The sequence below is a fragment of the Falsiroseomonas sp. E2-1-a20 genome (assembly GCF_051433195.1).
Lineage (GTDB): Bacteria > Pseudomonadota > Alphaproteobacteria > Acetobacterales > Acetobacteraceae > Falsiroseomonas.
In genome coordinates this window covers 494,936-519,088 of record NZ_JBHMFT010000001.1, presented here as the reverse complement: position 1 = coordinate 519,088, position 24,153 = coordinate 494,936, and the positions used below count along the sequence as shown (strand labels likewise).

19 protein-coding genes are annotated in these 24,153 nt (G+C 69.3%); 8 read left to right on the top strand and 11 right to left on the bottom strand.

All coding sequences use genetic code 11. The features are described from left to right. Positions 1-739: 739 nt before the first annotated feature. Together ACFHPP_RS02510 and ACFHPP_RS02505 are read right to left on the bottom strand one after the other, a co-directional pair. A complete protein-coding gene (locus ACFHPP_RS02510) occupies positions 740-1,765 on the bottom strand; it encodes a hypothetical protein (protein WP_437161677.1) in 1,026 nt (341 codons plus the stop codon). Positions 1,766-2,695: 930 nt separating this feature from the next. Beyond that, the gene (locus ACFHPP_RS02505; protein ID WP_437161691.1) at positions 2,696-4,345 is read right to left on the bottom strand and encodes a recombinase family protein; all 1,650 of its coding nucleotides are present in this window, start codon (positions 4,343-4,345) and stop codon (positions 2,696-2,698) included. Positions 4,346-4,382: 37 nt separating this feature from the next. Between ACFHPP_RS02505 and ACFHPP_RS02500 the strand changes: the two genes are divergently transcribed. Further along, positions 4,383-5,894, top strand: coding sequence for a YifB family Mg chelatase-like AAA ATPase (locus ACFHPP_RS02500; protein WP_437161676.1), 1,512 nt, complete (start codon positions 4,383-4,385; stop codon positions 5,892-5,894). Between the two features lie 52 nt (positions 5,895-5,946). Further along, entirely contained in the window at positions 5,947-6,774 is an 828-nt protein-coding gene (gene panC, locus ACFHPP_RS02495) for a pantoate--beta-alanine ligase (protein ID WP_437161675.1), read from the top strand. Positions 6,775-6,777: 3 nt separating this feature from the next. Here panC and ACFHPP_RS02490 read toward each other — a convergent pair whose 3' ends face one another. Beyond that, entirely contained in the window at positions 6,778-7,149 is a 372-nt protein-coding gene (locus tag ACFHPP_RS02490; RefSeq protein WP_437161674.1) for a YraN family protein, read from the bottom strand. On the opposite strand from ACFHPP_RS02490, the gene ggt reads away from it, so the two are divergent. Both ggt and ACFHPP_RS02480 read left to right on the top strand, forming a co-directional pair. Further along, positions 7,148-8,863, top strand: a complete 1,716-nt coding sequence (gene ggt / locus ACFHPP_RS02485) for a gamma-glutamyltransferase (RefSeq protein WP_437161673.1) — start codon at positions 7,148-7,150, stop codon at positions 8,861-8,863. The genes ACFHPP_RS02490 and ggt overlap by 2 nt on opposite strands. A 12-nt stretch (positions 8,864-8,875) precedes the next feature. Next, on the top strand, positions 8,876-9,340 hold the full coding sequence (locus ACFHPP_RS02480) for a CreA family protein (protein WP_437161672.1): 465 nt from the start codon (positions 8,876-8,878) through the stop codon (positions 9,338-9,340). On the opposite strand, the gene ACFHPP_RS02475 is transcribed toward ACFHPP_RS02480, so the two are convergent. From ACFHPP_RS02475 to ACFHPP_RS02450, 6 genes are all read right to left on the bottom strand, one after another. Continuing rightward, positions 9,333-10,382 (bottom strand): ABC transporter ATP-binding protein, encoded by a 1,050-nt coding sequence (locus ACFHPP_RS02475; protein WP_437161671.1) that lies wholly within the window; start codon positions 10,380-10,382, stop codon positions 9,333-9,335. The genes ACFHPP_RS02480 and ACFHPP_RS02475 overlap by 8 nt on opposite strands. Continuing rightward, positions 10,375-11,373, bottom strand: a complete 999-nt coding sequence (locus ACFHPP_RS02470) for an ABC transporter ATP-binding protein (RefSeq protein WP_437161670.1) — start codon at positions 11,371-11,373, stop codon at positions 10,375-10,377. Before ACFHPP_RS02470 ends, ACFHPP_RS02475 begins: the two co-directional genes overlap by 8 nt. Beyond that, entirely contained in the window at positions 11,373-12,320 is a 948-nt protein-coding gene (locus tag ACFHPP_RS02465) for an ABC transporter permease (protein ID WP_437161669.1), read from the bottom strand. The genes ACFHPP_RS02470 and ACFHPP_RS02465 overlap by 1 nt, the downstream gene beginning before the upstream one ends. A 1-nt stretch (position 12,321) precedes the next feature. Further along, positions 12,322-13,305 carry an ABC transporter permease gene (locus ACFHPP_RS02460; protein ID WP_437161668.1) on the bottom strand — a complete coding sequence of 328 codons (984 nt, stop codon included), beginning with the start codon at positions 13,303-13,305 and terminating at the stop codon, positions 12,322-12,324. Between the two features lie 70 nt (positions 13,306-13,375). Then, the gene (locus ACFHPP_RS02455) at positions 13,376-14,971 is read right to left on the bottom strand and encodes an ABC transporter substrate-binding protein (RefSeq protein WP_437161667.1); all 1,596 of its coding nucleotides are present in this window, start codon (positions 14,969-14,971) and stop codon (positions 13,376-13,378) included. Between the two features lie 94 nt (positions 14,972-15,065). Then, complete coding sequence (locus tag ACFHPP_RS02450) at positions 15,066-16,139, bottom strand: AI-2E family transporter (RefSeq protein WP_437161666.1); 1,074 nt, start codon at positions 16,137-16,139, stop codon at positions 15,066-15,068. 135 nt (positions 16,140-16,274) lie between these two features. Between ACFHPP_RS02450 and otnI the strand changes: the two genes are divergently transcribed. The 3 genes from otnI to ACFHPP_RS02435 all read left to right on the top strand — a co-directional run bounded on the left by otnI (position 16,275) and on the right by ACFHPP_RS02435 (position 19,187). Beyond that, entirely contained in the window at positions 16,275-17,054 is a 780-nt protein-coding gene (otnI, locus tag ACFHPP_RS02445; protein ID WP_437161665.1) for a 2-oxo-tetronate isomerase, read from the top strand. A 34-nt stretch (positions 17,055-17,088) separates the two neighbouring features. Then, positions 17,089-17,973 (top strand): 2-hydroxy-3-oxopropionate reductase, encoded by an 885-nt coding sequence (locus ACFHPP_RS02440; RefSeq protein ID WP_437161664.1) that lies wholly within the window; start codon positions 17,089-17,091, stop codon positions 17,971-17,973. Positions 17,974-18,311: 338 nt separating this feature from the next. Beyond that, a complete protein-coding gene (locus ACFHPP_RS02435) occupies positions 18,312-19,187 on the top strand; it encodes a helix-turn-helix domain-containing protein (RefSeq protein ID WP_437161663.1) in 876 nt (291 codons plus the stop codon). Here the strand turns inward: ACFHPP_RS02435 and ACFHPP_RS02430 are convergent, their stop codons facing one another. Further along, on the bottom strand, positions 19,188-21,803 hold the full coding sequence (locus ACFHPP_RS02430) for a bifunctional acetate--CoA ligase family protein/GNAT family N-acetyltransferase (protein WP_437161662.1): 2,616 nt from the start codon (positions 21,801-21,803) through the stop codon (positions 19,188-19,190). It lies immediately after the preceding gene. A gap of 105 nt (positions 21,804-21,908) precedes the next feature. On the opposite strand from ACFHPP_RS02430, the gene ACFHPP_RS02425 reads away from it, so the two are divergent. Continuing rightward, positions 21,909-22,862 (top strand): alpha/beta hydrolase, encoded by a 954-nt coding sequence (locus ACFHPP_RS02425; RefSeq protein WP_437161661.1) that lies wholly within the window; start codon positions 21,909-21,911, stop codon positions 22,860-22,862. A gap of 58 nt (positions 22,863-22,920) precedes the next feature. Here the strand turns inward: ACFHPP_RS02425 and ACFHPP_RS02420 are convergent, their stop codons facing one another. Further along, positions 22,921-24,069, bottom strand: coding sequence for an amidohydrolase (locus ACFHPP_RS02420; RefSeq protein WP_437161660.1), 1,149 nt, complete (start codon positions 24,067-24,069; stop codon positions 22,921-22,923). Between the last annotated feature and the right edge of the window lie 84 nt (positions 24,070-24,153).

The following is a 24,153-nucleotide window of genomic DNA, read 5'->3' as shown; positions in this document are numbered from 1 at the left end:
GTCCACACAAGCAGCATTGGCGACGGCTCAATCCGCCCAGGCGGAGGTCATCGAGCTATTGGTCTCTGCCGGAGAAGACGTTCAGGCCGAACGTCTACGTCGCTGCCAGGATAATCGATCTGGGCGGCGTGGGCAGAGCAACGGCTACTGGCCGTGGCGTTGTCGGTCAGCGGGTTGCTGGTACTGCCGCCGCACAGCGGCTCAGCGATGGTGGCTCGGGATGGCAGCTTGGATTTGCGCGGGTGATACTCGCGTCACCCTAATCGTCCTACCGCTGCCGAACCACGGAGAGTCGCTGCGGTGTCGTATTGCTCGACTTCGGCGAGCTTGTCGCGGCATGCGGGACCGAGCCACAAGGCGCTGCCTTGAGTGGCGTGCTGTGGCGATGGCCGGGATGGTTTTTGGTGATGACACGGTGCTGCTGCTTGTCCGACACCCTGGCATTGAACGGCAAAAGGTCGCGGATGCATTCAGAAGGCGCTGGCCCTCAGCGACGGTAGGAGATGTCGGCGGATCGTCGCCTTCGTGGCGAGTGTGCCCTGCCGATGCCGCTGAACTTGCACTTCTCCGTCGCGGCGTTGAGCCGATGCGGGTGGTCCTGCTTGCGCAGCGTGTGGCGAGAGATAACCAAGGACAGCAAGGCAGCGAGGTGACGCCAATCGAACCTATGCCAGTCGTACTCTAGAGCCTGTGCGCACCGAGATGCGTTACCCATGTTCCGCTGCCTCACGACTGACAGTCATGGCCGTAGGGCAGGCTCTTCGTCCTCGTAATCCTCAAGCTCGACGATTCGATCGAACTCCACTGCCAACCGGCTTCTCCGTCCCGCCGCGTCAGTTAGTCTTGCAAGTGAGGTGTGAGGGTCGGAGGTCACGACTGTCAGCCCCCGTTCTCGCAGAGCACGGGTGAGCGCGGCATGTGTTCCAGTCGGCGCAACCTCATTCTTTGGCCCAAGCACCTGATCAACTTGCCAAACGCGATCAGCGAAGCGATGCAGCGAGGCCAGCATGGGTGGGTGGTCAGATATGAGGAACGCAGATGTGCCTTGGATGAGATTCACGTGTTGCCGTGCCGCGTTCCATTGCGGGACTGCTACGCAGTTTCCGAAGGTGCGTCCAATCCGCTGCAACTCGTCAGTATTGCGCACGAATCGGAAGGGTGGTGGTGCCAAGAAGCCTGGGTCAGGAGCTTCAATTCTGGAAAGTGCGGCGCGCAGACGCCGCGTGATGGCTCGCACACCGGCACGCGGTGGCAGTTCGAGATCATCATCACGTAGCGCGCCGCGAGCGCGTAGCAGGGCAACCATGGAGTCAGCCGCTTCGGCGAGATGACCTCGTTCGTCCAGAGACTCCGCAATGTCCGACAGGGCAGGGTCCATCTGCGCCAGCCTCTCAAAAAATCGTAGGCGTGCGTCGTCGATGGTGTTGCCCTTGAGAAGCGCCGTAGCGTACGGGCTCTGGCAGAGGGCGCCAAGCCGCTCATAAAAGGTGCAGGGATGAACGCGATCTCCGGCATGATCCAATGCTCGGTAGAGGCTAGGCGGGCATGTGGGCAGTGCAGTGCGCAGCAGGTCTCGGGGGTCCATATCGTAGATTAGCGCAGCGACTTCATCATCCGCACCTTGGGATTCTGGGGCCAAAAAGAGGAAGGCCGCGATGGCATGCACGGCCTCGCGTGGCGCATTGATGAGGCGCACGACGATCTGCGGTCGAGTCCTGATTAGGGTTGCCACTCTGGGTGCTAGGCCGCCAAAGACGCGCAGCATCGGCGCTCGCTCAGTCACGGGATCAACGCTGTTGCTCACCATTCATCCGTCGTACCTGAATCGGCAAATCTGTCGAGGAAATCGCCGACGTGGCCGCGTCAGCGGATGCCACGTTCGCGGGTCAGCCTCATCGTCATCGTCATCGTCTCCTCGCCTAGATGGAGGTGGTGGTGACGGTCGTGCTGATCGTGGAGCGGCATCCTGTTCAGATTGTCGCGGGATGGTTCGACGAGATGGTTGTGTGAGGATTCGGTGATGTACTCGGTGGTCCGAGCATTGGCCGGGGGCCATGCCCGTCCCGCTCTCCCCCCGCTGTTCGCGCTAAAGCGCTCGCTGCGGGTGTTCGAGCAGCGTGCTGCGCACCGGAGGTGAGATGAAGGTCGGCATGATCGAGGCCGAGGGGGCAGTATGCGCTCAGTCAGGTAAGACGCGCAGGGAGGGAGAAGTCGGGAAGCGAAATCCCCCAACAAGTCCGCTTCCTTATAAGCATGTATAGCAGAGTGACTTGTCGGGGGATTTCCTGGCGCATGCTGCCCGACCGATGCCGGTCATTTGCGCATTTGCTTCGGCATATCATCCCGTTGGCGAGGTTCAGGAGACTGAACCTCGAATCCCTCATCCGGACAATCGTCGCGCCATGTGCTGACCCGAGACAGCGGCGGGCCGAAGAGCGAGCGACCAGCGAGCGGCTCGGCCCAGCCGCCCGTGAGCGTGAGCCGCGAGGCGAACGCGCGCGCGTCAGCTAGACGCCAATGTCGAAGTAGCCCCTGTGGTCTGGCGGTTCGAGGAGATCGTCAGCCAACCGGGCGCCACCATGGTGTCGAGCATGTTGGTGATGATCTCCTATCCGACGCTCAGTCATCACCCGGCATCTCGTGCGAGATCGCCCGGAACGCCATCTGACCGTGCCGACCACGATCGCCGAGACCGTCATCCCATCCTCAGACGAGATTCCGGAAACGATCGATGTCGTGCCGTGGAACTTGCAGGGACGATCCTGTTGAGACGGGCTTCGGGCGGCAGGATGCGCCGACACTCGATCCTGCCGTCCCTGATGAGCACCAGCCCCACCAGCCCACCAAAGTACACACTGAGAGATCGGCTGTCGCACAGGACGACATCCACGACGGAGCGCACGACCTGCATGATCTTTGCCCTGGCTGCGTATTGCGCCGCGTGATTGCCCATCTCGGCCTCGGCCCTAAAGCTGCGCACGGCGTCAACGTGATCTCTGCCGAACCAGACCCTACGCGCCTGGACGAGTTCGGCCTGTTGACGTGCAAGCTCTCTCCTGCCCTCATCAATCTCAGTCTGCTTCTGGCGGATGTTGCCGAAGGCTACGTCGGGGATATCTGCTCCAAACCCGTTCATGTACCGCTTCACCCACTGCTCGGTGACGCCGATGCGGTCAGTCAAGATTGCGATCCCCTCTTCCAAACCGATAGTGGCGTCGGCTGGCCCTAGCTCACCTTTATTGAACGAGAACGCCTCGATGTTATCGAGCAGCGCGGTCTCGATCCGATGATAGGGCAGGTACGTACGACTGGTGCACCCGAGGCTGCGGACGGCGTTGTCACACACGAGGTAGTTCTGCTCACGCTGGATGCTGCGGGGCTTGGCGGCATCTTTTCGCCTCGCACCTTTTGCGCGCATTGTCATGGTGCCGCCGCAAGCTGGGCACCGACATAGGCCGGTCAACAAATTTCTCAGAACTTTGCCCTTGCGTCCCCCCGTGCCCCGGCGCCCAAGCCTGGAAGCCGTGGCCGCGTCCCAGAGCACGTGGGCGATGATTGCTGGGAAGAAGTCTGGCACGGGATCGCCATCGTGCTCTCGCCGCCTCCCATCGCCGACGTTCTTCCCTGGCTGGTACTCGCCAAGCACAGCGCGATTTACCAGTAACTTCCCAACGTAGCTGGCATGCCAACCACCCGGTTCTCTCGCCCTCCTGAGAACAAGACCCTGCCCCTCTCTGGTAAAAGTGGGAATGCGCTCCTCGTTGAGCCGCCGGACGATTTTGTCCTTGCCATCGCCAGCAGCGGTTTCTCGGAAAATGCGCTGGACCGTGGCGGCCCGCTGGGGAATCTCTTCATACTTTCCGTCGATCAGCCGCAGCCATGCTGGGCACATCATGCTGAGAGGCGTGCGGTTAGCGGCCGCCGCGCGTTTTTTCGCCTCCCATCCGGCACGCACCCGCTCGGACTTCCTGGCGGAGTCATGGTTCGCTTGCTGCATTTTGCCGACCAGGACGTAGATCATCCAAGGGTTGGACCTCATCGCCTCACGACTGTAGGAGTGCTCGTCCTCCAAGGTGACGATGCCAATCCCGGCGTTGAGCAGGCCGGTCACCAAGGTGAGGCCGTCCAAGACATCCTCACGGGTCAGCCGGTCCAGTGCTTCGATCACCAAGACCGATCCGGGCGGCACCTCGCCCGCCTCAACGGCTGCAAGGAACCGGCCTAAAGCGCCCTTCCTGCGATGCTCACCCGAGTAGCCAGAAACCCCAAGGTCCCGCAGGCCAGTATCTAGTTCGAGACCGGTTCGACGGGCGTACTCTTCCGCGCGACTGGTCTGGCGTCTCAGACTGTCACCATCGGCCTGAGGTGCCGTCGAGAAGCGGATGTATGAAAACGCCCGCCCCCCGGACCCGCCGAACGACAGACCCCTGCATCTCGGAGAAGCGAGGTCAGCTTCATCTGACTGTGTAACCGGCCCTGCCTTCCTGATCGTCGGCCTGCCCGACAAGGCGGTGGGCGAGAGCAAGGAACGCGTCCGCGCGGCGCTGACCGCCATCGGCCTGTCGCTGCCGCCGAAGCGCGTGCTGGTGAACATGGCGCCCGCCGACATCGCCAAGGAGGGCAGCCACTTCGACCTGCCGATCGCGCTCGCCGTCCTCGCCGCCATGGACATCCTGCCGCGCGACGAACTGCATGAATTCGCCGCGCTGGGCGAGCTGGCGCTGGATGGCAGCATCGCCCCCGTCGCCGGCGTGCTGCCGGCGGCCATGGCGGCCAGCGCGCGGGACCTCGGCCTGGTCTGCCCGCAGGCCCAGGGGCCGGAAGCCGCCTGGGCCGGGCGCATCCAGGTGCTGGCGCCGCCCGACCTGCCGGCGCTGATCAACCATTTTCGCGGACTTCAGACGCTGACCCAGCCGGCGCCGCCCGCGCTGGACGACACGCCCTGGGCCGGCCCCTGCCTCAGCCAGGTGCGCGGGCAGGAAAGCGCCAAGCGGGCGCTCGAGATCGCCGCGGCCGGGGGGCACAACCTGCTGATGGTCGGCCCACCTGGCTCCGGCAAATCCATGCTCGCCGCCCGCCTGCCCGGCCTGCTGCCGGACCTGACGGCGGCCGAGGCGCTGGAGATTTCGCTGGTGCATTCGGTGGCGGGCATGCTGGCGGAGGGAAGGCTGCTGCGCCGGCCGCCGTTCCGCGAACCGCACCACTCGGCCTCCGTCCCCGCCCTGGTGGGGGGTGGGCAGCGGGCGCGGCCGGGGGAGATTTCCCTGGCCCATCTCGGCGTGCTGTTCCTCGACGAATGGCCGGAGTTTCCGCGCCCGGCGCTGGAGGCGCTGCGCCAGCCGATGGAGACCGGCCGCACCACCATCAGCCGCGCCAACGCCCACATCACCTATCCCGCCCGATTTCAGTGCATCGCGGCGATGAACCCCTGCCGCTGCGGCTACCTAGGCGAACCGGCCCGGGAATGCGCCCGCGCGCCGGCCTGTGGCCTGGACTACCAGAACCGCCTCTCCGGCCCGCTGCTGGACCGCATGGACCTGACCATCGAGGTGCAGCCGCTGCCCCCCGCCGAGCTGACCCGCGCCCCACCGGGCGAGCGCACCGAAACCGTTGCCGCCCGCGTCGCCGCCGCCCGCGACCGCCAGCGACTGCGGGGCGGCGCCCGGTGCAACGCGGAGGCCGAGTGGGAGGCGCTGCAGCCGCTGGCGGAGGCGGAGGCGCTGGCCCTGCTGGAAACCGCCGCCACCCGCCTGCGGCTTTCGACCCGCGGCCAGGTCCGCAGCCTGCGGGTGGCGCGCACCATCGCGGACCTCGCCGGGCTTCCGCGGGTCGGCCGGGCGCATGTGGCGGAGGCACTGGCCTTCCGGCACCGCATGCCCGGGCGGGTGAACTGACCCGCGCCCGGCGCGCTGGATTTCCCACCCGTCCTCCGCAAGCCTGCGCGCCATGCAGATCATCCGCGACCTCCCGACGCTCCGCACCGCCAGCGCCGCCGCCCGCAGCGGGGGCCGCCGCCTGGCGCTGGTCCCGACCATGGGCGCACTGCACCAGGGCCACCTGGCGCTGGTCGCCGCGGCGCGGCAGGCGGCGGAGACGGTGGCGGTGTCCATCTTCGTCAACCCGCTGCAATTCGCGCCGACCGAGGACCTGTCCCGCTACCCGCGCGACGAGGACGGCGACCTGGCGAAGCTGCGCGCCGCCGGCTGCGACCTGGCCTGGATGCCGGATGTGCCCACCATGTACCCGCCCGGCTCCGCCACCCGCATCGAGATCGCAGGTCCCGCCGAGGGCTTCGAAGGCACCGCCCGCCCCGACCATTTCCGCGGCGTCGCCACGGTCTGCACCAAGCTGTTCAGCCAGACGCAGGCGGATGTGGCGGTGTTCGGGGAGAAGGACTGGCAGCAATTGCAGGTGGTGACGCGCGTCGCCGCGGACCTCGACCTGCCGATCCGCATCCTGGGCCACCCGACGGTGCGGGAGGCGGATGGCCTTGCCTGTTCCTCCCGCAACATCCGCTTGGCGCCGGACCAGCGCGGCCTGGCGCCGCTGCTGCCGCGCCTGATGCAGACGGCGCTGGATGCCATCCGCGCCGGCGCCGCGCCGCAGCCGGTGCTGGCCCGCGCGACGCAGCAGCTTCTGGAGGCCGGCTTCGTGCCGGACTACCTGGCGCTGGTGCAACCGGAGACGCTGGCCCCTTGGCAATCCGGCCCCGGCCGGCTGCTGGCGGCGGCGCGGCTCGGGGAGGTGCGGCTGCTGGACAACATGGCGCTGTAGCGCTCAGCCAAGGCGGAAGGCGTCGGCGATCCGGCGCACCCGGCCGGCGGCGTCCGCCAGCAGCACGTCGAAGCGCACGCCCGCCTCGCCGTGACCGGGATTCGCCGCCATCCAGGCTTCGCCGGCGGCCCACAGCCGCGCCTGCTGGCGGGCGCCTAGGGCGAAGGCGGCGTCGCCGAGCGTCGCGCGCGCCTTCACCTCCACGAACACCAGCAGCCCGTCGCGTTCCACCACCAGGTCGATCTCGCCGGCGCCCGTGCGGACACGGCGGGCAACGGCACGAAAACCTTCGGCCGCCAGCGCGGCTTCGGCGCGGGTCTCGGCATCGCGGCCGCGGGCCTCTGAGGCGCGGCGAGTGGTCGGCGAATCCATCATGCCCTACGCTATCCGCAACCGGATGGTGGACCCAATGCGCGCACGCCTGCTTGCCTTGCTTCTGCTATTCGCCAGCCCCGCCTGGGCACAGCCGGCGCAGCGCCACATGGTGGCGACCGCCAACAGCCACGCCAGCCATGCGGCGCGGGAGGTGCTGCGGGAGGGTGGATCGGCATTGGACGCCGCCATCGCCGCCGCCGTGCTGATGACGCTGACGGAACCGCAGGCCTCGGGCCTCGGCGGTGGCGCGCTGATGCTGCACTACGATGGGGAAAGCCAGGCGATCGCCGCCTGGGATGGGCGGGAGACGGCACCGGCCGCCGCCACCCCTGCCCTGTTCCTGCGCCCGGACGGCACGCCGATGCCGTTCCGGGAGGCAATGGAAGGTGGCCGCAGCGTCGGCGTGCCAGGCCTGCTGCGGATGCTGGAGGGCGCGCACCGCGAACACGGCCGCCTGCCCTGGGCGCGGCTGATCCAGCCCGCCATACAGCTTTCCGAGGACGGCTTCGCGGTGTCACCGCGCCTCGCCGCCGCCATCGCCGGGAATGCGGAGGCGCTGCGGCGCGACCCGGGCGCGCGCGCCTACTTCTTTGAAGGGTCCGGTGCGCCCTGGCCCGCCGGCCACAGGCTGCGCAACCCGGCCCTGGCGCAGACCCTGCGGCTGGTGGCGCAGCAGGGGGCCGACGCCCTGAACCGCGGCAGCATCGCCGCCGACATCGCGGCCGCGGTGCAGGGGCACGCCAATCCGGGCGGGATGACGGAAGCCGACCTGGCGGACTACCTGCCGGTGCGCCGCACCCCCGTCTGCGGCCCCTACCGCGCCTTCCGCGTCTGCGGGATGGGGCCGCCGAGTTCGGGCGGCGTCGCCGTCGGCCAGATCCTCGGCGTGCTGGAACATCTCAGGCTGGCGGGCCTGGACCCCCAGGGCGTCGATGCCGCGCATCTGCTGGCCGAGGCCGGGCGGCTGGCCTTTGCGGACCGCAACCTGTTCCTCGCCGACCAGGACTTCGTCGGCGTGCCGACCGCCGGGTTGCTCGATCCCGCCTACCTGACTCTTCGCGCGCAACTGGTGGACCGCGACCGCGCCATGACCGCGCCCCGCCCCGGCAACCCGCGCTGGCGCGAGGCGGCACTGGCGCCGCAGATGGATGAATACGGCGCCGGCACCACCCATATCGCGGTGATCGATGGCGGCGGGGATGCGGTTTCCATGACCTCGACGGTGGAGGCGGTGATGGCGAGCCGGGTCTTCGTGCGCGGCTTCCTGCTGAACAACCAGCTGACCGATTTCAGCTTCGTGCCGGAGGTCGAGGGCCGCCCCGTCGCCAACCGCGTGCAGCCGGGCAAGCGCCCCCGCTCCTCCATGTCACCCACCATCGTGCTGGATGAGGGTGGGCGACCGGTGCTGCTGGTGGGCTCGGCCGGCGGCGCCCGCATCATCGGGCATGTGGCCCAGACCCTGGTCGCGGTGCTGGACTGGGACCTGGACCCGGCCCAGGCGCTGGCCCTTCCGCGCATCGGCGTGGTCGGCACCGGGCCGGTGGAGCTCGAGGCCGGCACCGCCGCCGCGAACCTGGCGCCGGCGCTGGAGGCCCGCGGTCATCGCGTGGATGTGCGCGAGATGAATTCCGGCCTCACCGCCATCCGCATCACGCCACAGGGTATCCTGGGTGCCGCCGACCCCCGCCGCGAGGGCACCGCCCTCGGCGATTGAAGGATTTTGCCGATGCTCCGCCTGACGCTCGCCGCGCTGCTGCTGGCCACCGCCCCCGCTTTCGCGCAGGAGACGAAGGAGATCGGGCATGTGAACACGGCCATCACCAACCTTGGCCTGACCCGCAGCCACCGCGTGGTTGTGGAGCGATTCGACGATCCGGAGGTGCGCGGCGTCGCCTGCTACATCAGCCAGGCCCGCACCGGCGGCCTGTCCGGGATGCTGGGCGTGGCGGAGGATCCGGCCCGCTTCGCGCTGGATTGCACCGCCACCGCCGCCGTGGAGATCCAGCCAGGCGCCCGCCGCGGCGACCGCGGCGAGGTGGTGTTCGAGAGCAACACCAGCCTGTTCTTCAAGGAAACCCGCGTCCACCGCTTCGTGGATGAGGAGCGCAACGCGGTGGTCTACATGGCCTGGAGCACGCGGCTGATCGACGGGTCTCCGTACAATGCCGTGTCCGTCGTTCCGGTCAGGTAGCCGCCACCTCGCCGATCAGCGGTTCGCCCACGCTGTCGCGGCCTTCCTCGACCGCGTGACAGGCGACCAGCGTTTCGGGCGTGCCGCGCGCCGGGATCATCTCCGGCCGCTCCGCGATGCAGCGGGCGTTCGCCAGCGGGCAGCGCGGGTGGAAGGGGCAACCGCTCGGCGGGTCGATCGGGCTCGGCACCTCGCCGCCCACCGGGATGCGCTGCCGCCCGGTCATCTCCAGGTCCGGGATCGCCTCCATCAGCGCGCGCGTGTAGGGGTGGCGCGGCGTCTCGAACAGCGTCTCGGCCGGGGCGAGTTCCACCAGGCGGCCGAGATACATCACGCCGACGCGGTCGCTGACCTGGCGCACCACCGCCAAATTGTGGCTGATGAACAGGTAGGTCAGGCCCAGCCGCTGCTGCAAATCCTTCATCAGGTTCAGGATCTGCGCCTGCACGGAGACGTCGAGCGCGCTGGTCGGCTCGTCGCAGACCAGGAATTCCGGGTTGGAGGATAGCGCGCGGGCGATGGAGATGCGCTGGCGCTGGCCGCCGGAGAATTCATGCGGGAATTTCTGGCCGTCCAGCGGCGAAAGCCCGACCTGCGTCAGCAACTCCGCCACGCGCGCCGTGATCTCGGGGTCCGATTTCAGCAGGCCGAAGGCGCGGATGGGCTCCGCGATGATGTCCCGCACGCGCCAGCGCGGGTTCAGGCTGGCATAGGGGTCCTGGAAGATCATCTGCATGCGGCGGCGCTGGGTGCTGTCCGCCCGCGCCTCCGACAGGTCCTTGCCGTCGAAGATCACGCTGCCGCGGGTCGGGCCGTACAACCCCACCACCAGCCGTGCCACGGTGGATTTGCCGCAGCCGCTTTCACCGACCAGCGACAGGGTGGTGCCCTTCTCGATGGCGAAGGAGATGCCATCGACGGCGCGCAGGGTGCGCTTGCCCTCCCGCGCCATCACGCGCTGCACCAGGGGGCGGGAGACGTCGAAGTGGCGGGCGACGTCGATGGTTTCGAGCATCGGGGTGCCGGAGGGTGCCTTAAGCATGTCGCGCAACCTCCTCCCCGGCCCCCTGGTCCGCATACAGCCAGCAGGCGGCGAGGTTCTCCTTGGCCGGCATCAGCTCCGGGCGCTCCACCCGGCAGCGGTCGAAGACATGGGGGCAGCGTGGGTTGTAGGGGCAGCCGGGCGGGATGGCGGACAGCCGCGGCATGGCGCCATCGATCTGCTGCATCCGCTCCAGCCGCCGCCCGACCGGCGGGATCGAGCCCATGAGCCCGGCGGAATAGGGGTGGGAGGCGTGGCGCACCACGTTGCGGACGGCGCCGATCTCGATGATGCGGCCGGCATACATCACGGCGACGCGGTCGGCGGTCTCCGCGATCACGCCCATGTCGTGCGTCACCAGCATCATGCTGGTGCCCTTGTCCCGCGCCAGGCCCTTCAGCAACGCGATGACCTGCGCCTGGATCGAGACATCCAGCGCCGTGGTGGGCTCGTCCGCCACGATCAGCTTCGGCTCCGCGCACAGCGCCAGCGCGATCACCACGCGCTGGCGCATGCCGCCGGAGAATTCATGCGGGTAGCTGTCGATGCGCTGCGAGGCGGCGGGAATGCCGACGAGTTCCAGCCACTCGATCGCCTTGGCCCGCGCCTGCGCCGGGTTCAGCGGCAGGTGCGTCACCATGGTTTCCACGAGCTGGTCGCCCACGGTGTAGAGCGGGTTCAGGGTGGTCAGCGGGTCCTGGAAGATCGCGCCGATCTCGCGGCCGCGCAGCTTACGCAGTTCCGAATAGGGCAGGTTGTCGATGCGCCGGCCGTTCAGCAGGATCTGGCCGCCGGCGATGCGGCCCGGCGGTTCCAGCAGGCCGATGATGGCAGCCCCCGTCATGGACTTGCCGGCGCCGGATTCGCCGACGACGCCGAGCACCTCGCCCGGCTGGATGCTGAAGGAGACGTCGTCGAGTGCGACGAGGGTGCCGCGGCGCGTGGGAAACTCCACGCGCAGGTTGCGGACTTCGAGAATCGGGACTGTCATTATCGCAGCTTCGGGTTCAGGGCGTCGCGCAACCAGTCGCCCAGCAGGTTCACGGAGAGCACCAGCAGGATCAGCGCGATGCCGGGGAAGATGGTGATCCACCACTCGCCGGAGAACAGGAAGTCGTTCCCGATGCGGATCAGCGTGCCGAGCGAGGGCTGGGTCGGCGGCACGCCGACGCCGAGGAAGGACAGCGTCGCCTCCGCCAGCACGGCGAAGCCGAGGTTCAGCGTGGCGATGACCAGCACCGGGCCGAGCACGTTCGGCAGCACGTGGGTGACCATGATGCGCGCCCGGGACAGGCCGATGACGCGCGCCGCCTGCACGTATTCCTTGTTGCGCTCCACCATGGCGGAGCCGCGCACGGTGCGGGCGAAGGACGGCCAGTTGGAGATGCCGATGGCGAAGATCACGACATACAGCGCGATCTGGTCATGCACCTCCCGCGGCAGGGCGGCGCGCACCACGCCGTCGATCAGCAGCGCGATCAGGATGGTGGGGAAGGTCAGCTTGATGTCGGCGATGCGCATCAGCACCGAATCCACCATGCCGCCCATGTAGCCGGCGGCGAGGCCGGCGGTGATGCCGATGGACACCGACAGCAGCACCGCGAAGAAGCCGACCAGCAGCGAAACCCGCGCGCCATACATGATGGCCGAGAGCACGTCCCGCCCCTGGTCATCCGTGCCGAGCAGGTAGGCCGGGTCGCCCTCCGCCTCCCAGGCCGGCGGCTTGAAGGCGTCCATCAGTTGCAGGGAGGCGAGGTCGAAGGGGTTGTGCGGCGCGATCCAGGGCGCCAGCACCGCGCCGCCGATGCAGATCAGCGCGACGATGGCGGCTGCCACCGTGACCGACGAGCGAGTGAAGGAATACCACAGGTCGCTGTCCAGCGCGCGGCGGATGGCGTTGGGGCGGGCTTCGGGCCGGGGGGGCGCGGTTGCCGACATCTCAGTGCGCCCCCTTGCCACGGCCGATGCGCAGGCGCGGGTCCACCGCGTAGTACAGCAGGTCCACGATCAGGTTGATGGTCACGAACATCAGCGCGATCAGAAGCAGGTAGGCCGACATCACCGGGATGTCCGCGGCGCTGACCGACTGGATGAACAGCAGCCCCATGCCCGGCCACTGGAACACCGTCTCCGTCACGATCGCGAAGGCGATGATGGCGCCGAGCTGCAGGCCGGTGATGGTGATGACCGGCACCAGCGTGTTCTTCAGCGCATGGCCGAAATGCACGGCGCGATTCGGCAGGCCGCGGGCGCGGGCGAACTTGATGTAGTCGGTGCGCAGCACCTCCATCATCTCCGCCCGCACCAGGCGCATGATCAGCGTCAACTGGAACAGGCCGAGGGTGATGGAAGGCAGGATCAGCGCCTTCAGCCCCGACCAGGTCAGCAGCCCGGTGGACCAGCCGCCGACCTGCACCGTATCGCCGCGCCCGAAGCTGGGCAGCCAGCCGAGCCAGACGGAGAAGGTCAGGATCAGCAGGATGCCGATCAGGAAGGTCGGCAGGGACACGCCGATCAGGCTGAAGGTCAGGAAGAAGCGGCTGAGCCAGGAATTGCGGTACAGGCCGGTATAGACCCCCATCGGCACGCCGATCGCCAGCGCCAGGAAGGCGGCGCACAGCGCCAGTTCCAACGTCGCCGGCGCGCGTTCGACGATGAGCTGCGCCACTGGGCGGGACAGGCGGTAGGACAGGCCGAACTCGCCCTGTGCCGCATTCATCACGAATTTCGCGAACTGCACGAAGAAGGGCTGGTCCAGCCCGAGGTCGGCGACCAGCGCATCGCGCTGCTGCACCGTGTAGTCCTGCCCGAGCATGATGGCGACCGGATCGCCGACATAGGCGAACATCGCGAAGGACAGCAGGGCCACCGTCAGCATGACGGGCAGCGCCTGCAGGAAGCGGCTGACGATGAAGGCGAACACGTTCCCGGATGATCCTTCAAGTGGCGGCGGCGCGGGAATGCCGCGCCGCCGGTAGGCCCGTCAACCTTGGCTACTCGACTCGTGCGAAGCGGAAGTAGGGCTGGTTGTTCGCAGCATGCGGGATGTTGATGTTGGACCGCATCGCCCAGGGGATCATCTGGTGGTGCAGCGGGATGTGCGGCACATCCTCCCGGTACATGCGCAGCGCCTCATGGATGGCGGCGGTGCGCTCCGGCCCCGACTGGGTCTTCATGCGGGTGATCAGCGCATCCATCCGCGGGTCGCTGTAGCGGCCGTAGTTCCAGATGCCGTCGCCCTGCGCGCCGTTCCGCGTCGCCAGCAGCGACTGGAAGGAATACAGCGCATCCATCGCCGGCACGCCCCAGCCGAGCAGGTAGATGCTGGTGTCGTCGCGCTGGATCTGCTGGAAGAACGGCGCCAGCGGCTGCGCCTTGACCGAGGTGCGCACGCCGACGCGCGACCACATCGCGGCGATCGCCTGGCAGATCTGCTCGTCGTTGATGTAGCGGTTGTTCGGGCAGTCCAGCGTGATGCCGAAGCCGGTGGGGTAGCCGGCTTCCGCCAGCAGGGCGCGGGCGCGGGCCTGGTCGTACGGCAGGCGCACATCCTCGGCCGCCGTGTAGCCATTCACCTGCGGCGGGAAGAAGGTGCCGGTCGGCACGCTGAAGCCGCGCATGGTGGTGCGGTTGATCGCCTGGATGTCGATCGCGTGGTACAAAGCGCGCCGCACCCGGACATCCTTCAGCGGGTTGCGGCCGCGCACGTCGCTGTACAGCAGCTCGTCCCGGAACATGTCCATGGCGATGAAGATGGTCCGGATCTCCGGTCCCTCCAGCACCTTGATGCTCGGCGCGTTGCGCAGCCGGTTCAGGTCCTGCAACGGCGGGTCGAGCAGGAAGTCGACCTCGCCGGACAGCAGGCCTGCCACGCGGGTGGCGTCGGAGGCAATCGGGCGGAACACCAGTTCCTGGATGTTGGCCCGCGCGCTGGCTTCTTCCTGCCAGCCGAACCAGTCCGGGTTGCGGCGCATCACGGTGCGCACATCCTGCTCACGCGACACCAGGCGGAAGGCGCCGGTGCCGTTCATGTTGCGGACGGTGTGCATCTCCTCCCGCGCCCGGGTGTTCTGCGGGCGGGTGGCGTTGTTCGCCTCCGACCAGGGCTTCGACATGATGTAGATCGAGGCCAGCTTGTTCGGCAGGATCGGGTCGGCCAGCTTCAGGAAGATGTCGACGGTGTAGTCGTCCACCTTCACCGCACGCGCGACGGTATCGACGAAGATGCCGTAGTTCGAGGTCGGCGCCAGCGCGCGCTCGATGGAGAACACCACGTCGTCGGCATTGAAGGCCTGGCCCTCGTGGAACCGCACGCCCTGCCGCAGCACGAAGCGCCACTGGGTGGGGGAGACCTCGGTCCAGGACAGCGCCAGCGCCGGGCGGATGGTCAGGTCCGCATTGCGGCTGATCAGCGGATCGTAGACCTGTTGCAGCAGCAGCGCGACGCTGCCGATGTTCTGGCTGTGCGGGTCCAGCGTATTGGCGTCCGCCGAGGCGGACCACCGCACCGTTTGCGCCTGTGCCGCGCCCGGCACCCCTCCGCCCAGCAGCAGCGCAGCCGCCGCCGCCATCAGCACCCTTCGCATCATCCCGAAACTCTCCCGATGTCAGCGGCGAGTCGCAGCGCTCGCCTGCATGAACCATTGGACATATCGCGCCGCGCCCCAAGGCGGAAGCGCCATCTCAGGCCTTCGGGAGGCGCTTGGCCGCCACCGCGCCATCCCCTGCCCAATCCCGCAGCAGGGTGAAGCCGACCGCGAGCAGAACCGGCCCCAGGAACAGCCCGAGGATGCCGAAGCCGATCACCCCGCCGATCGCCCCCAGCAGGGTCAGCAGCAGCGGCAGGTCGGCGCCGCGGCTGATCAGCCAGGGCCGGATGACGTTGTCGACGGAGGATATGCCGGCCGCGCCATACACCAGCATGAAGATGCCCCAGCCGGTCTCGCCCTGGGTGAAAAGCCAGATGGTGGCCGGTATCCACACCAGCGGCGCGCCCACCGGCAGGATGGACAGCACGCCGGCCACGACCCCCAGCAGCACCGGCTGCGGCACGCCCGCCACCCACAGGCCGAATACCGTCATCGCCCCCTGCACGATGGCGGTGCCGAGCAGGCCGTAGACCACGCCACGGGTCACGTTGCCGGTCAGCAGGATCAGGCGCCGGGTCGGCGGCCCGGCCAGCTTCTCCATCACCGCCTCCGCATGGGCGGCCATGGCGGGGCCGTCGCGGTAGAAGAAGAAGGCCAGGAAGATCGCCAGGATCAGCTCCGCAAGCCCTGAGAGCAGGGCCAGCAGCACCGCCAGCGCGCTGCTGGCGATGTCGCCGGCAAAGGGCCGGATCGTCTCGACGAGCCCGGCGAAGGTGGTGTCCAGCCCCGCCGTCAGGCTGCGCACCGTCTCCCCCACATAGGGCAGGCTACCGAGCCAGGTCACCAGGCTGGGCAGGGTGGTGACCAGCAGGCCCTCGACCGAATTGCGCAGGCCCTCGATCTCCTCCCGCGTCGTCGGCGTGGCGAAGACCAGCGGCAGCGCGATCAGCACGAATTCCAGGGTCACCATGACCAGCGCGGCGCTGCCCGGCCCCAGCCCCGTCTTCTCCCGCAGCATGCGGAAGGCGGGCCAGGTGGTGTAGGCCAGGATCACGGCCCATAGCAGCGCCGAGATGAAGGGCCGCATCACCCAGAAACAGCCGATGGCCAGCGCAACCAGGGCCGCGAGGCCGATCAGGCGGGCGGGACGGAGGGACTCCTGGCTCATGCTCGTTTCCGGATTGGCCCTGCCGGCTTAGCCGATGCCGCCCTCTAAAGCATCACCCCGTTGGCCGGCTGTCGGGCTTGCCCGGCGCCCGCTTGCAAGGCACACCCGCCGGCAACCTCGGGAGGGTCGTCCGCCATGCCGCGCTTCGCCGCCAACATCTCGTTGATGTTCACCGAACTGCCCTTCCTCGATCGCTTCGGCGCCGCGGCGGAGGCCGGCTTCAAGGCGGTGGAGTTCCTGTTCCCCTACGACTTCCCGGCCGCCGAGATCGCCACCCGCCTGAAGGACAACGGCCTGTCCCACGTGCTGTTTAACGGCCCGCCCGGGGACTGGAACCAGGGCGAGCGCGGCCAGGCCGCCCTGCCCGGCCGCCAGGCGGAATTCCGCGAGGGCTTTCGAAAGGCGCTGGACTACGCCGCCGCGCTGGAATGCCCGCGCATCCATGTCATGTCCGGCCTGGCGCCTGCCGGCGTGCCGCACGACACGATGACGGCGACGCTGGCCGCCAACCTGGCCTGGGCGGCGGAACAGGCGGCGCCGGCCGGCGTGAAGCCGGTGATCGAGCCGATCAACCACCGCGACATCCCGGGCTTCTTCCTCAACACCACCGACCAGGCCGCCGCCATCATCGAGGCGATCGGGCCGGAGAAGGTCGGCATGCAGTTCGACCTGTACCATTGCCAGATCACCGAGGGCGACATCGTCAAGCGGGTGGAGCGCCACCTGCCGCTGATCGCCCACATGCAGGTCGCCGACAATCCCGGCCGCAACGAGCCCGGCACCGGCGAGGTGAACTGGGACTTCGTCTTCAAGCGCATCGACGCGCTCGGCTTCCGTGGCTGGATCGGCTGCGAGTACCGCCCGGCCGGCGAGACCGTTGCCGGGCTCGGCTGGTTCGCCCCGTTCCGCGACTGAGCATCCGCCCTCACCTGACCCTCGGAGAACATTGATGAAAATCGGATTCATCGGTCTCGGCATCATGGGCAAGCCCATGGCGCTGCACCTCAAGGAAGCCGGCCACGAGGTCTGCGCGCCGGACCGCGCCAGCCTGACCGCCGAGCTGCGCGACGCACTGACCATCCTGCCGGATGCCGCCGCCGTGGCGCAGGCCGCCGAGGTCATCATCCTGATGGTGCCGGATACCCCCGACGTGGAAGCGGCGCTGTTCGCCGCGAAGGGCGTGGCGGAGGGGCTGTCGCCGGGCAAGCTGGTGATCGACATGTCCTCGATCAGCCCGACCGCCACCAAGGCCTTCGCGGCGAAGATCGCGGAGAAGGGCTGCGACTACCTGGATGCGCCGGTGTCCGGCGGCGAGGTTGGCGCCAAGCAGGCCACGCTGACCATCATGGTCGGCGGCACCGAGGCCGCCTTCGAGCGCGCGAAGCCGCTGTTCGAGGCGATGGGCAAGAACATCACCCTGGTGGGCGACACCGGCGCCGGGCAGACCTGCAAGGTCGCCAACCAGATCATCGTGGCGCTCACCATCGAGGCGGTGGGCGAGGCGCTGGTCTTCGCCAGCAAGGCCGGTGCCGACCCGGCCAAGGTGCGCCAGGCGCTGATGGGCGGCCTCGCCACCTCCCGCATCCTGGAACTGCACGGGGAGCGCATGATCAAGCGCACCTTCAACCCGGGCTTCCGGATCGAGCTGCACCAGAAGGACCTGAACCTGGCCCTGCAGGCCGGCAAGGAGCTCGGCGTGGCATTGCCCAACACCGCCTCCACCGCACAGTTGATGGCCGCCTGCGCCGCGCTCGGCGGCGCTGCCTGGGATCACTCGGGGCTCGTCAAGGCGCTGGAGACGATGGCCGCGCACAAGGTGGCGCCGGACGCCTGAACCGGCAGGTCCGGATCCCTCGCCGAACCCCTCGACGCCGCGCGCCCGGCGGCGGATCGGGTTCGGCGGTGACCGGCCGCGGCCGAGTCGCAGGCGCCGCTCCGGTTGCCTGGCCGCCGCTTTGGCGGCACCCTGCTACCCTCGGTAGGGCTTCTTCAAAAGCATTGTCAGCCGCACAACCATAGGCGGTGCAGGCCATATCCGGGCCACAATTTTTCCGTGTTTTTGCGTTGCTTTCCATCTCCACGTCCCGCATTTTAGGTCCGCAAGCGAGGTGGCTGAGATTCGTTCTCGGACACTGTGGTTGTATCCGAAATGATGGACCTACGGGGGATTGCATGCGTTTCGCGGACATAGGGCAGCAATTGCGTGCCTATCGCCTCGAATCGGGCCTCCGGGCCGAGGAAATCGCAGCCCGCCTCGGCGTCTCCCGCGCCGCCCTGTATCGCTACGAGAAGGGCGAGGTCATCAAGCTGGATACGATCCGGCGCCTGGCTGAACTCCTGAAGATCTCGCCGCTGTCGCTGCTCGGTATCGGTGTCGAATATTTCGCACGTCCCCTCGCCTTCCAGGAACGGCTGCGGCAGGTCGAGGAACAGGCCGACCAGATCCTGATCGTCGGCGGTGCCTTCTGCTATCAGACCGCGACCGATGCCTTCGACGGCGCGGTGGGCGAGGCCTGGACCGAGGCCGCGGATGCCGCGCCGGAACGCCTGCAGGCCCGTGCCAGCGCCGACCAGGCGCTCGGCCTTCTCGCCGCCCGCAAGCGCCTGCATGCGGCGCGCCGGCCCACCATCATCGCAATCCTGGGGGAGGCCGCGCTGCGCCGCTTCCTGCAGGAAGGCGTCTGCGCCGGCCTCACCGTTCCGGAACGCACCCGCCAGCGCTGCCTCGCCGCGGCGCGCGCCGAAGCGGAGGCGATCGCGGCCATGATGGAAAGCGTGCCGATCGGCGTGCAGCTTGGCCTGGCGTCCGGCGTCGAGCCGACCGGTGGCTTCATGGTGCTGCGCGGGCGGGAACGCGCGCATGTCGTCTCCTCCCCCTTCCCCGCCGACACGCCGCCGAATGGCGGCCTCGGCGTGGGCTCCATCACCGCGGCGGATGAAGCGGTGGCGGCGCATCAGCGGGTCGCGGAAGTCGCCTGGCGGGATGCGATGAAGGGTGCGCAGGCGGCGGCCCGGGTGCGGGAGATGATCCGCACCGCCGCCGGCTGATCAGACCTCCCGCCGCGCCTCCACCACCTCCTCATCCTCCGGGCTGCGCCGCGTGGCGAAGCCCAGGGCGCGGATGAAGGCCAGCATCGGTGCGTTGTCGGCCAGGATCTGGCCGACGATGGTCTTGATCCCGGTGGCGCCGGCCCAGTCGAACAGCCGCTGCATCAGGTGGCGGCCGAGCCCCTGGCCCTTCATGGCGCGGTCCACCACCACGGCGAATTCGCCCGTGGTGCCATCCGCCTCCCGGATCAGGCGTGAGACGCCGAGCAACTCCTCCGTCCCATCCGCACGCCGGCGCGCGGCGACGAAGGCCATCTCCCGGTCGTAGTCGATCTGGGTCATGCGGGCGACCTGGACCGCCGGCAGTTCCCGCAACTGGCTGAAGAAGCGCCAGCGCACATCCTCCGGCGCCAGGCGGCGGAACATCTCGGCATGCGCCTCGGCATCCTCCGGGCGGATCGGGCGCACGGTCAGCGTCTCCCCGGATTTCGCCTGCCAGGGCGCCACCCACTCCTCCGGATAGGGCGGGATGGCGAGCAGCGCCGCCTCGCCGGACGGGCGCAGCCGCAGCGAGGCATCGACCGCCACCACCCCCGCCGCATCCGCGAACAGCGGATTGACGCCGAGCGATTCGATCTCGGGAAAATCCACCGCGACCTGGGACAGCCGCACCAGCGCCCCGGCCACGGCATCCAGGTCGACGGCGGGGTGGTCGCGGTAGCCGGCCAGGATCGCAGCACCCCGGCAGCGGCCGATCAGCCCCTGCGCCAGGGCCTGGTTCAGCGGCGGCAGGTCGAAGCCCTCGTCGCCCAGCAGGTCGGCCGCGGTGCCGCCAAGGCCGAAAGCGATGTAGGGGCCGAACATCGCATCGTCGCCGAGCCGCATCCGCAACTCCTGCGCCCGTCCGGCCTGGCGTTGCACCAGGAAGCCGTCGATCCGCGCTTCGGGACGCTCACGCCGCGCCCGGTCCAGCATCGCCTCCGCCGCCTCCCGCACCGCGACGGTGCTGCGCAGGCCGAGTGCTACGCCACCGATTTCCGTCTTGCGGGCGATGTCCGGGCTGCGCAGTTTCAGCACCACGGGGAAGCCGATGCGGGCTGCGGCATTCACCGCCTCCGTCACGCCGCGCGCGACCCGGCCGGGGACCACCGGCAGGCCGTAGGCGGCCAGCACCGCCAGCGCCTCGTCCTCCGCCAGCGAAAGCCGGCCCTCCGCACGGGCGGCCGCCAGGATGGCCACGACGGCGGCGCGGTCCGGTTGCAGCGCCAGCACCTGGCGGCCGGGCAGTTCGGCGGCGGCGGCGCGGTTCTGGCGGTCGTGCAGCAGGTGCAGGGCGCCCCTCACCGCGGCTTCCGGCGTCGCGAACACCGCAACCCCCGCGGCGGCCAGCGCGCCGCGCTGCGCGCCGGCGGTGCTCTGCCCGGCCCAGCAGACCAGGATCGGCGCGGCGCGCGTCGCCTTGGCGGCGGCGGACAGGGTGGCGGCGGTGGGCGCCGCATCCTCCCCGGCGACCGGCGCATGCAGCGCGATGACGGCATCCACCTGCCGCGCCGCGGCCAGCATCATCGCCGCCTCGCCCAGCGCATTGCCGGAATTGGGCGCGAGGATCAGCGGGTTGTGGCCCGAAAACCCGGGACGGAGGCCGATTTCCAGCGCCTGCCGAGAGTCCTCCGACAGTTCCGCCATGCGCCCGCCCCCGGCCAGCACCGCATCGGCGGCGAGCAGGCCGAGGCCGCTGGAATTGGCCACCAGCGCGATCCGGTCTCCGGCACCACCGCCCGGCACCAGCTTGACGCGCGCCAGGGTCTCGGCCGCCGAGAGCAGGTCGTCCAGCCCGGCGACGCGCAGCACGCCGGCGCGGCGCAGCGCCGCATCCATCACCGCATCGGCGAGGCCGGAGGGGTCCGCCAGCCTGCCGCCGGCGCGGATCGCCACCACCGGCCGCATCCGTGCCGCGGCGCGGGCGGCGGAGATGAACATGCGGCGGTTCTTGATGCGGCGCAGTTCCAGCAGGATGGCGCCGGTGCCGGGGTCGCGGGACAGCCAGTCCAGCGCATGGGCGAAGCCAAGGTCGTCATTCTCGCCGATGCCGATGACATGGCTGAAGCCCACCGCCTCGGCGTCCGCCCAGTCCAGCACGGCACGCGACAGGGCGGAGGATTGCCCGACCAGCGCAAGCCGGCCCTTGCGCGGCGCCAGGTGCGACAGCGAGGCGTTGAGGCCGATGCCCGGCACGCAGATGCCGAAGCTGCCCTGGCCGAGTGCCCGCATGCCGGTGCGCTGGCAGATGCCGGCCAGGCCCCGCGCCGGCCCGGGCACCACCACCGCGTGGCATCCGCGAGCCGCCAGCGCGGCCATCGCCGGCTCCAACGCTTCCGGCAGCAGGGACAGGATGGCGAGGTCCGGGGCATCCGGCAGCGCGGCGATGCCGGCCGGGTCGAGCAGGCCCGGCATCGCCAGCGTGCCGCCGAAGCCACCCGCCGCCAGATTGGCCGCAAGCGCCGCCGAAGCCGGCAAGGCCGGATCGGCCAGCAGCAGGACATGGCGCGGCCGGTACAGCGCCTGTTCGCGGAACCGCAGGGCCGAATGATGCGCGAGGCTGGTCGAAAGACTCATGGTGCAGTGCAACATGCGCTGTGGGAGGGCCTGCCGCAACCGGGCGGGCTTGCCCGGTCCTGCAATTCCGCCTCCGATGGCGCGGAACAGGTGACAGGATCGACCATGCCCGCTCAAGACCCGCGTTGGGACCCCGAGATGCTGGCCTTCTCGGCGATGATGGAGGAACAGGCGGCGAGCCAGCCGCCCATCACGCTGACCCTGCCGCTGGAGGCGGCGCGGGCGCAGACCGATGCGGCGAACATCCCGCTGGCCGTGGGTGGGCCCACCATGGCGGAGACGGCGGATCGCTGGCTGCCGATCCGCGGCCGCCGCCTGCTGTGCCGGCTGCACAAGGCAACCTCGGGGACCCTGCCCGTGCTGGTCTATATCCATGGCGGCGGCTGGGTCTGGAACAGCATCGACACGCATGACCGCCTGATGCGCGAATATGCCGCCGGTGCCGGCTGCGCCGTGGTCGGCCCCGACTACGCGCTGAGCCCGGAGGCGCCGTTTCCGCAGGCGCTGGAGGAATGCGCGGCGGTGGTGCGCTGGGTGGCGACGCAGGGCGCGCAATGGGGTCTGGACCCGTCCCGCATCGTGCTCGGTGGCGACAGCGCCGGGGCGAACCTGGCGATGGGCGTGGCGCTGCTGCTGCGTGAGACCGATCCACAGTTGAAGCTGCGCGGCCTGTTGCTGAACTACGGGGTGTTCGACGCCGATCTCGATACGGCGTCCTACCGCGAATTCGCCGACGGCTACTTCCTGACCCGCGACAAGATGCGCTTCTACTGGGACTGCTACGCCCCGCGCCCGGCGGACCGGCTGAACCCGCTGTGCAGCCCGCTCCGCGCCGACCTGGGCGGCCTGCCGCCCTGCCTCCTGCATGTGGCGGAGCTGGACGTGCTGAGTTCTGAGAACTTCGCCATGGGCGACCGGCTGCGCGCCGCTGGTGTCGCGGTGCAGCAGGCGACCTTCCCGGGCACGGCGCATGGCTTCCTGCGCTCGGTCAACCATGTGGCCGCCGCTCGCCGGGCGGCAGCCGAAGGCGGTGCCTGGCTGGGGCGGGTGCTTGGCTAGCTGTTGATTTGGCGCATTTTCCGAGTCGTCAGGCGCTGCCGCCTGACTTGAAAATGCTTCAGCCGGCCAGCGCCCGCTTCGCGACCTCCGCCAGGAAGCCACTGGCGGTCGGCAGCACCGCGTCGTTGAAGTCGTAATGCGGGTTGTGCAGCTCGCGCCCGCCCTCGGCGGGGCCATTGCCGATCCAGACGAAGGCACCCGGCACTTCCTTCAGGAACCAGGAGAAATCCTCGCCTGTCATCGCCGGCGGCACGTCGTGGCGCAGCGGGGCGACGGCATCCGCGGCGGCGGCGGCCAGGTCGCGCTCGGCGGGGTGGTTCGCGGTCACCTCGACGCCCTGGCGCCAGTTCGCCAGCACGCGCACGCCACAGGCCGCGGCGATACCCTCCGCCACGCGGTGCAGGCCCTCCCGGATCGCCTCCCCGGCCGAATCGGCCAGCCAGCGGGCCGTGCCCTTCAGCACGACCTGGGAGGGGATCTGGTTCTGCGCCTCGCCGCCCTGCACCATGGTCACGCTGACCACGCCGCCGGCCAGCGGGTCCAGGTTGCGGGCGACGATGCTCTGCAAAGCCACGATGCAATGCCCGGCGGCCACCATCGGGTCCTGCGACAAATGCGGCAGGGCGGCATGGGCGGCGTGGCCCTCGAAGGTGATGTCGAAGCGGGCGCCGGCCGCCATCACGGCCTTGTCATGAACCGCGACGGTGCCGGCGGGCAGACCGGGCCAATTATGCCAGCCAAAGATGCGGTCCATCGGGAAGCGGCTGAACAGCCCCTCCGCGATCATGCTGCGGGCGCCCCCGCCACCCTCCTCCGCCGGCTGGAACACCAGATGCACCGTGCCGTTCCAGCCCTTGTCGTCCAGCAGCAGCCGCGCGGCGCCGAGCAGCGCGGTGGTGTGGCCGTCATGGCCGCAGGCGTGCATCACGCCGGGAACCGTGCTGGCATGGGGCAGGTCGGCGTTCACCTCCTGGATCGGCAGCGCGTCCATGTCGCCACGCAGGCCGACGCTGCGGTTGCCGCCGCCGCGCCGCAGGGTCGCCACCACGCCATGGCCGCCGACACCCTCGGCGATCTCGGTGACGCCCATCTCCCGCAGTCTTTCCACCACGAAGGCGGCGGTGGCGCCCTCATGCAGGGTCAGGCCAGGATGGGCGTGCAGGTGGCGGCGCCAACGCGTCAGCGTTTCGGCAAAGACTGTGTCCATGGCAGGAGACTAGCGCATCCGGCCGGATGGCTCCATGCCCGCCGGAAGATCGCACACGAAGATGCAACTTTCTCCCGCACCCAG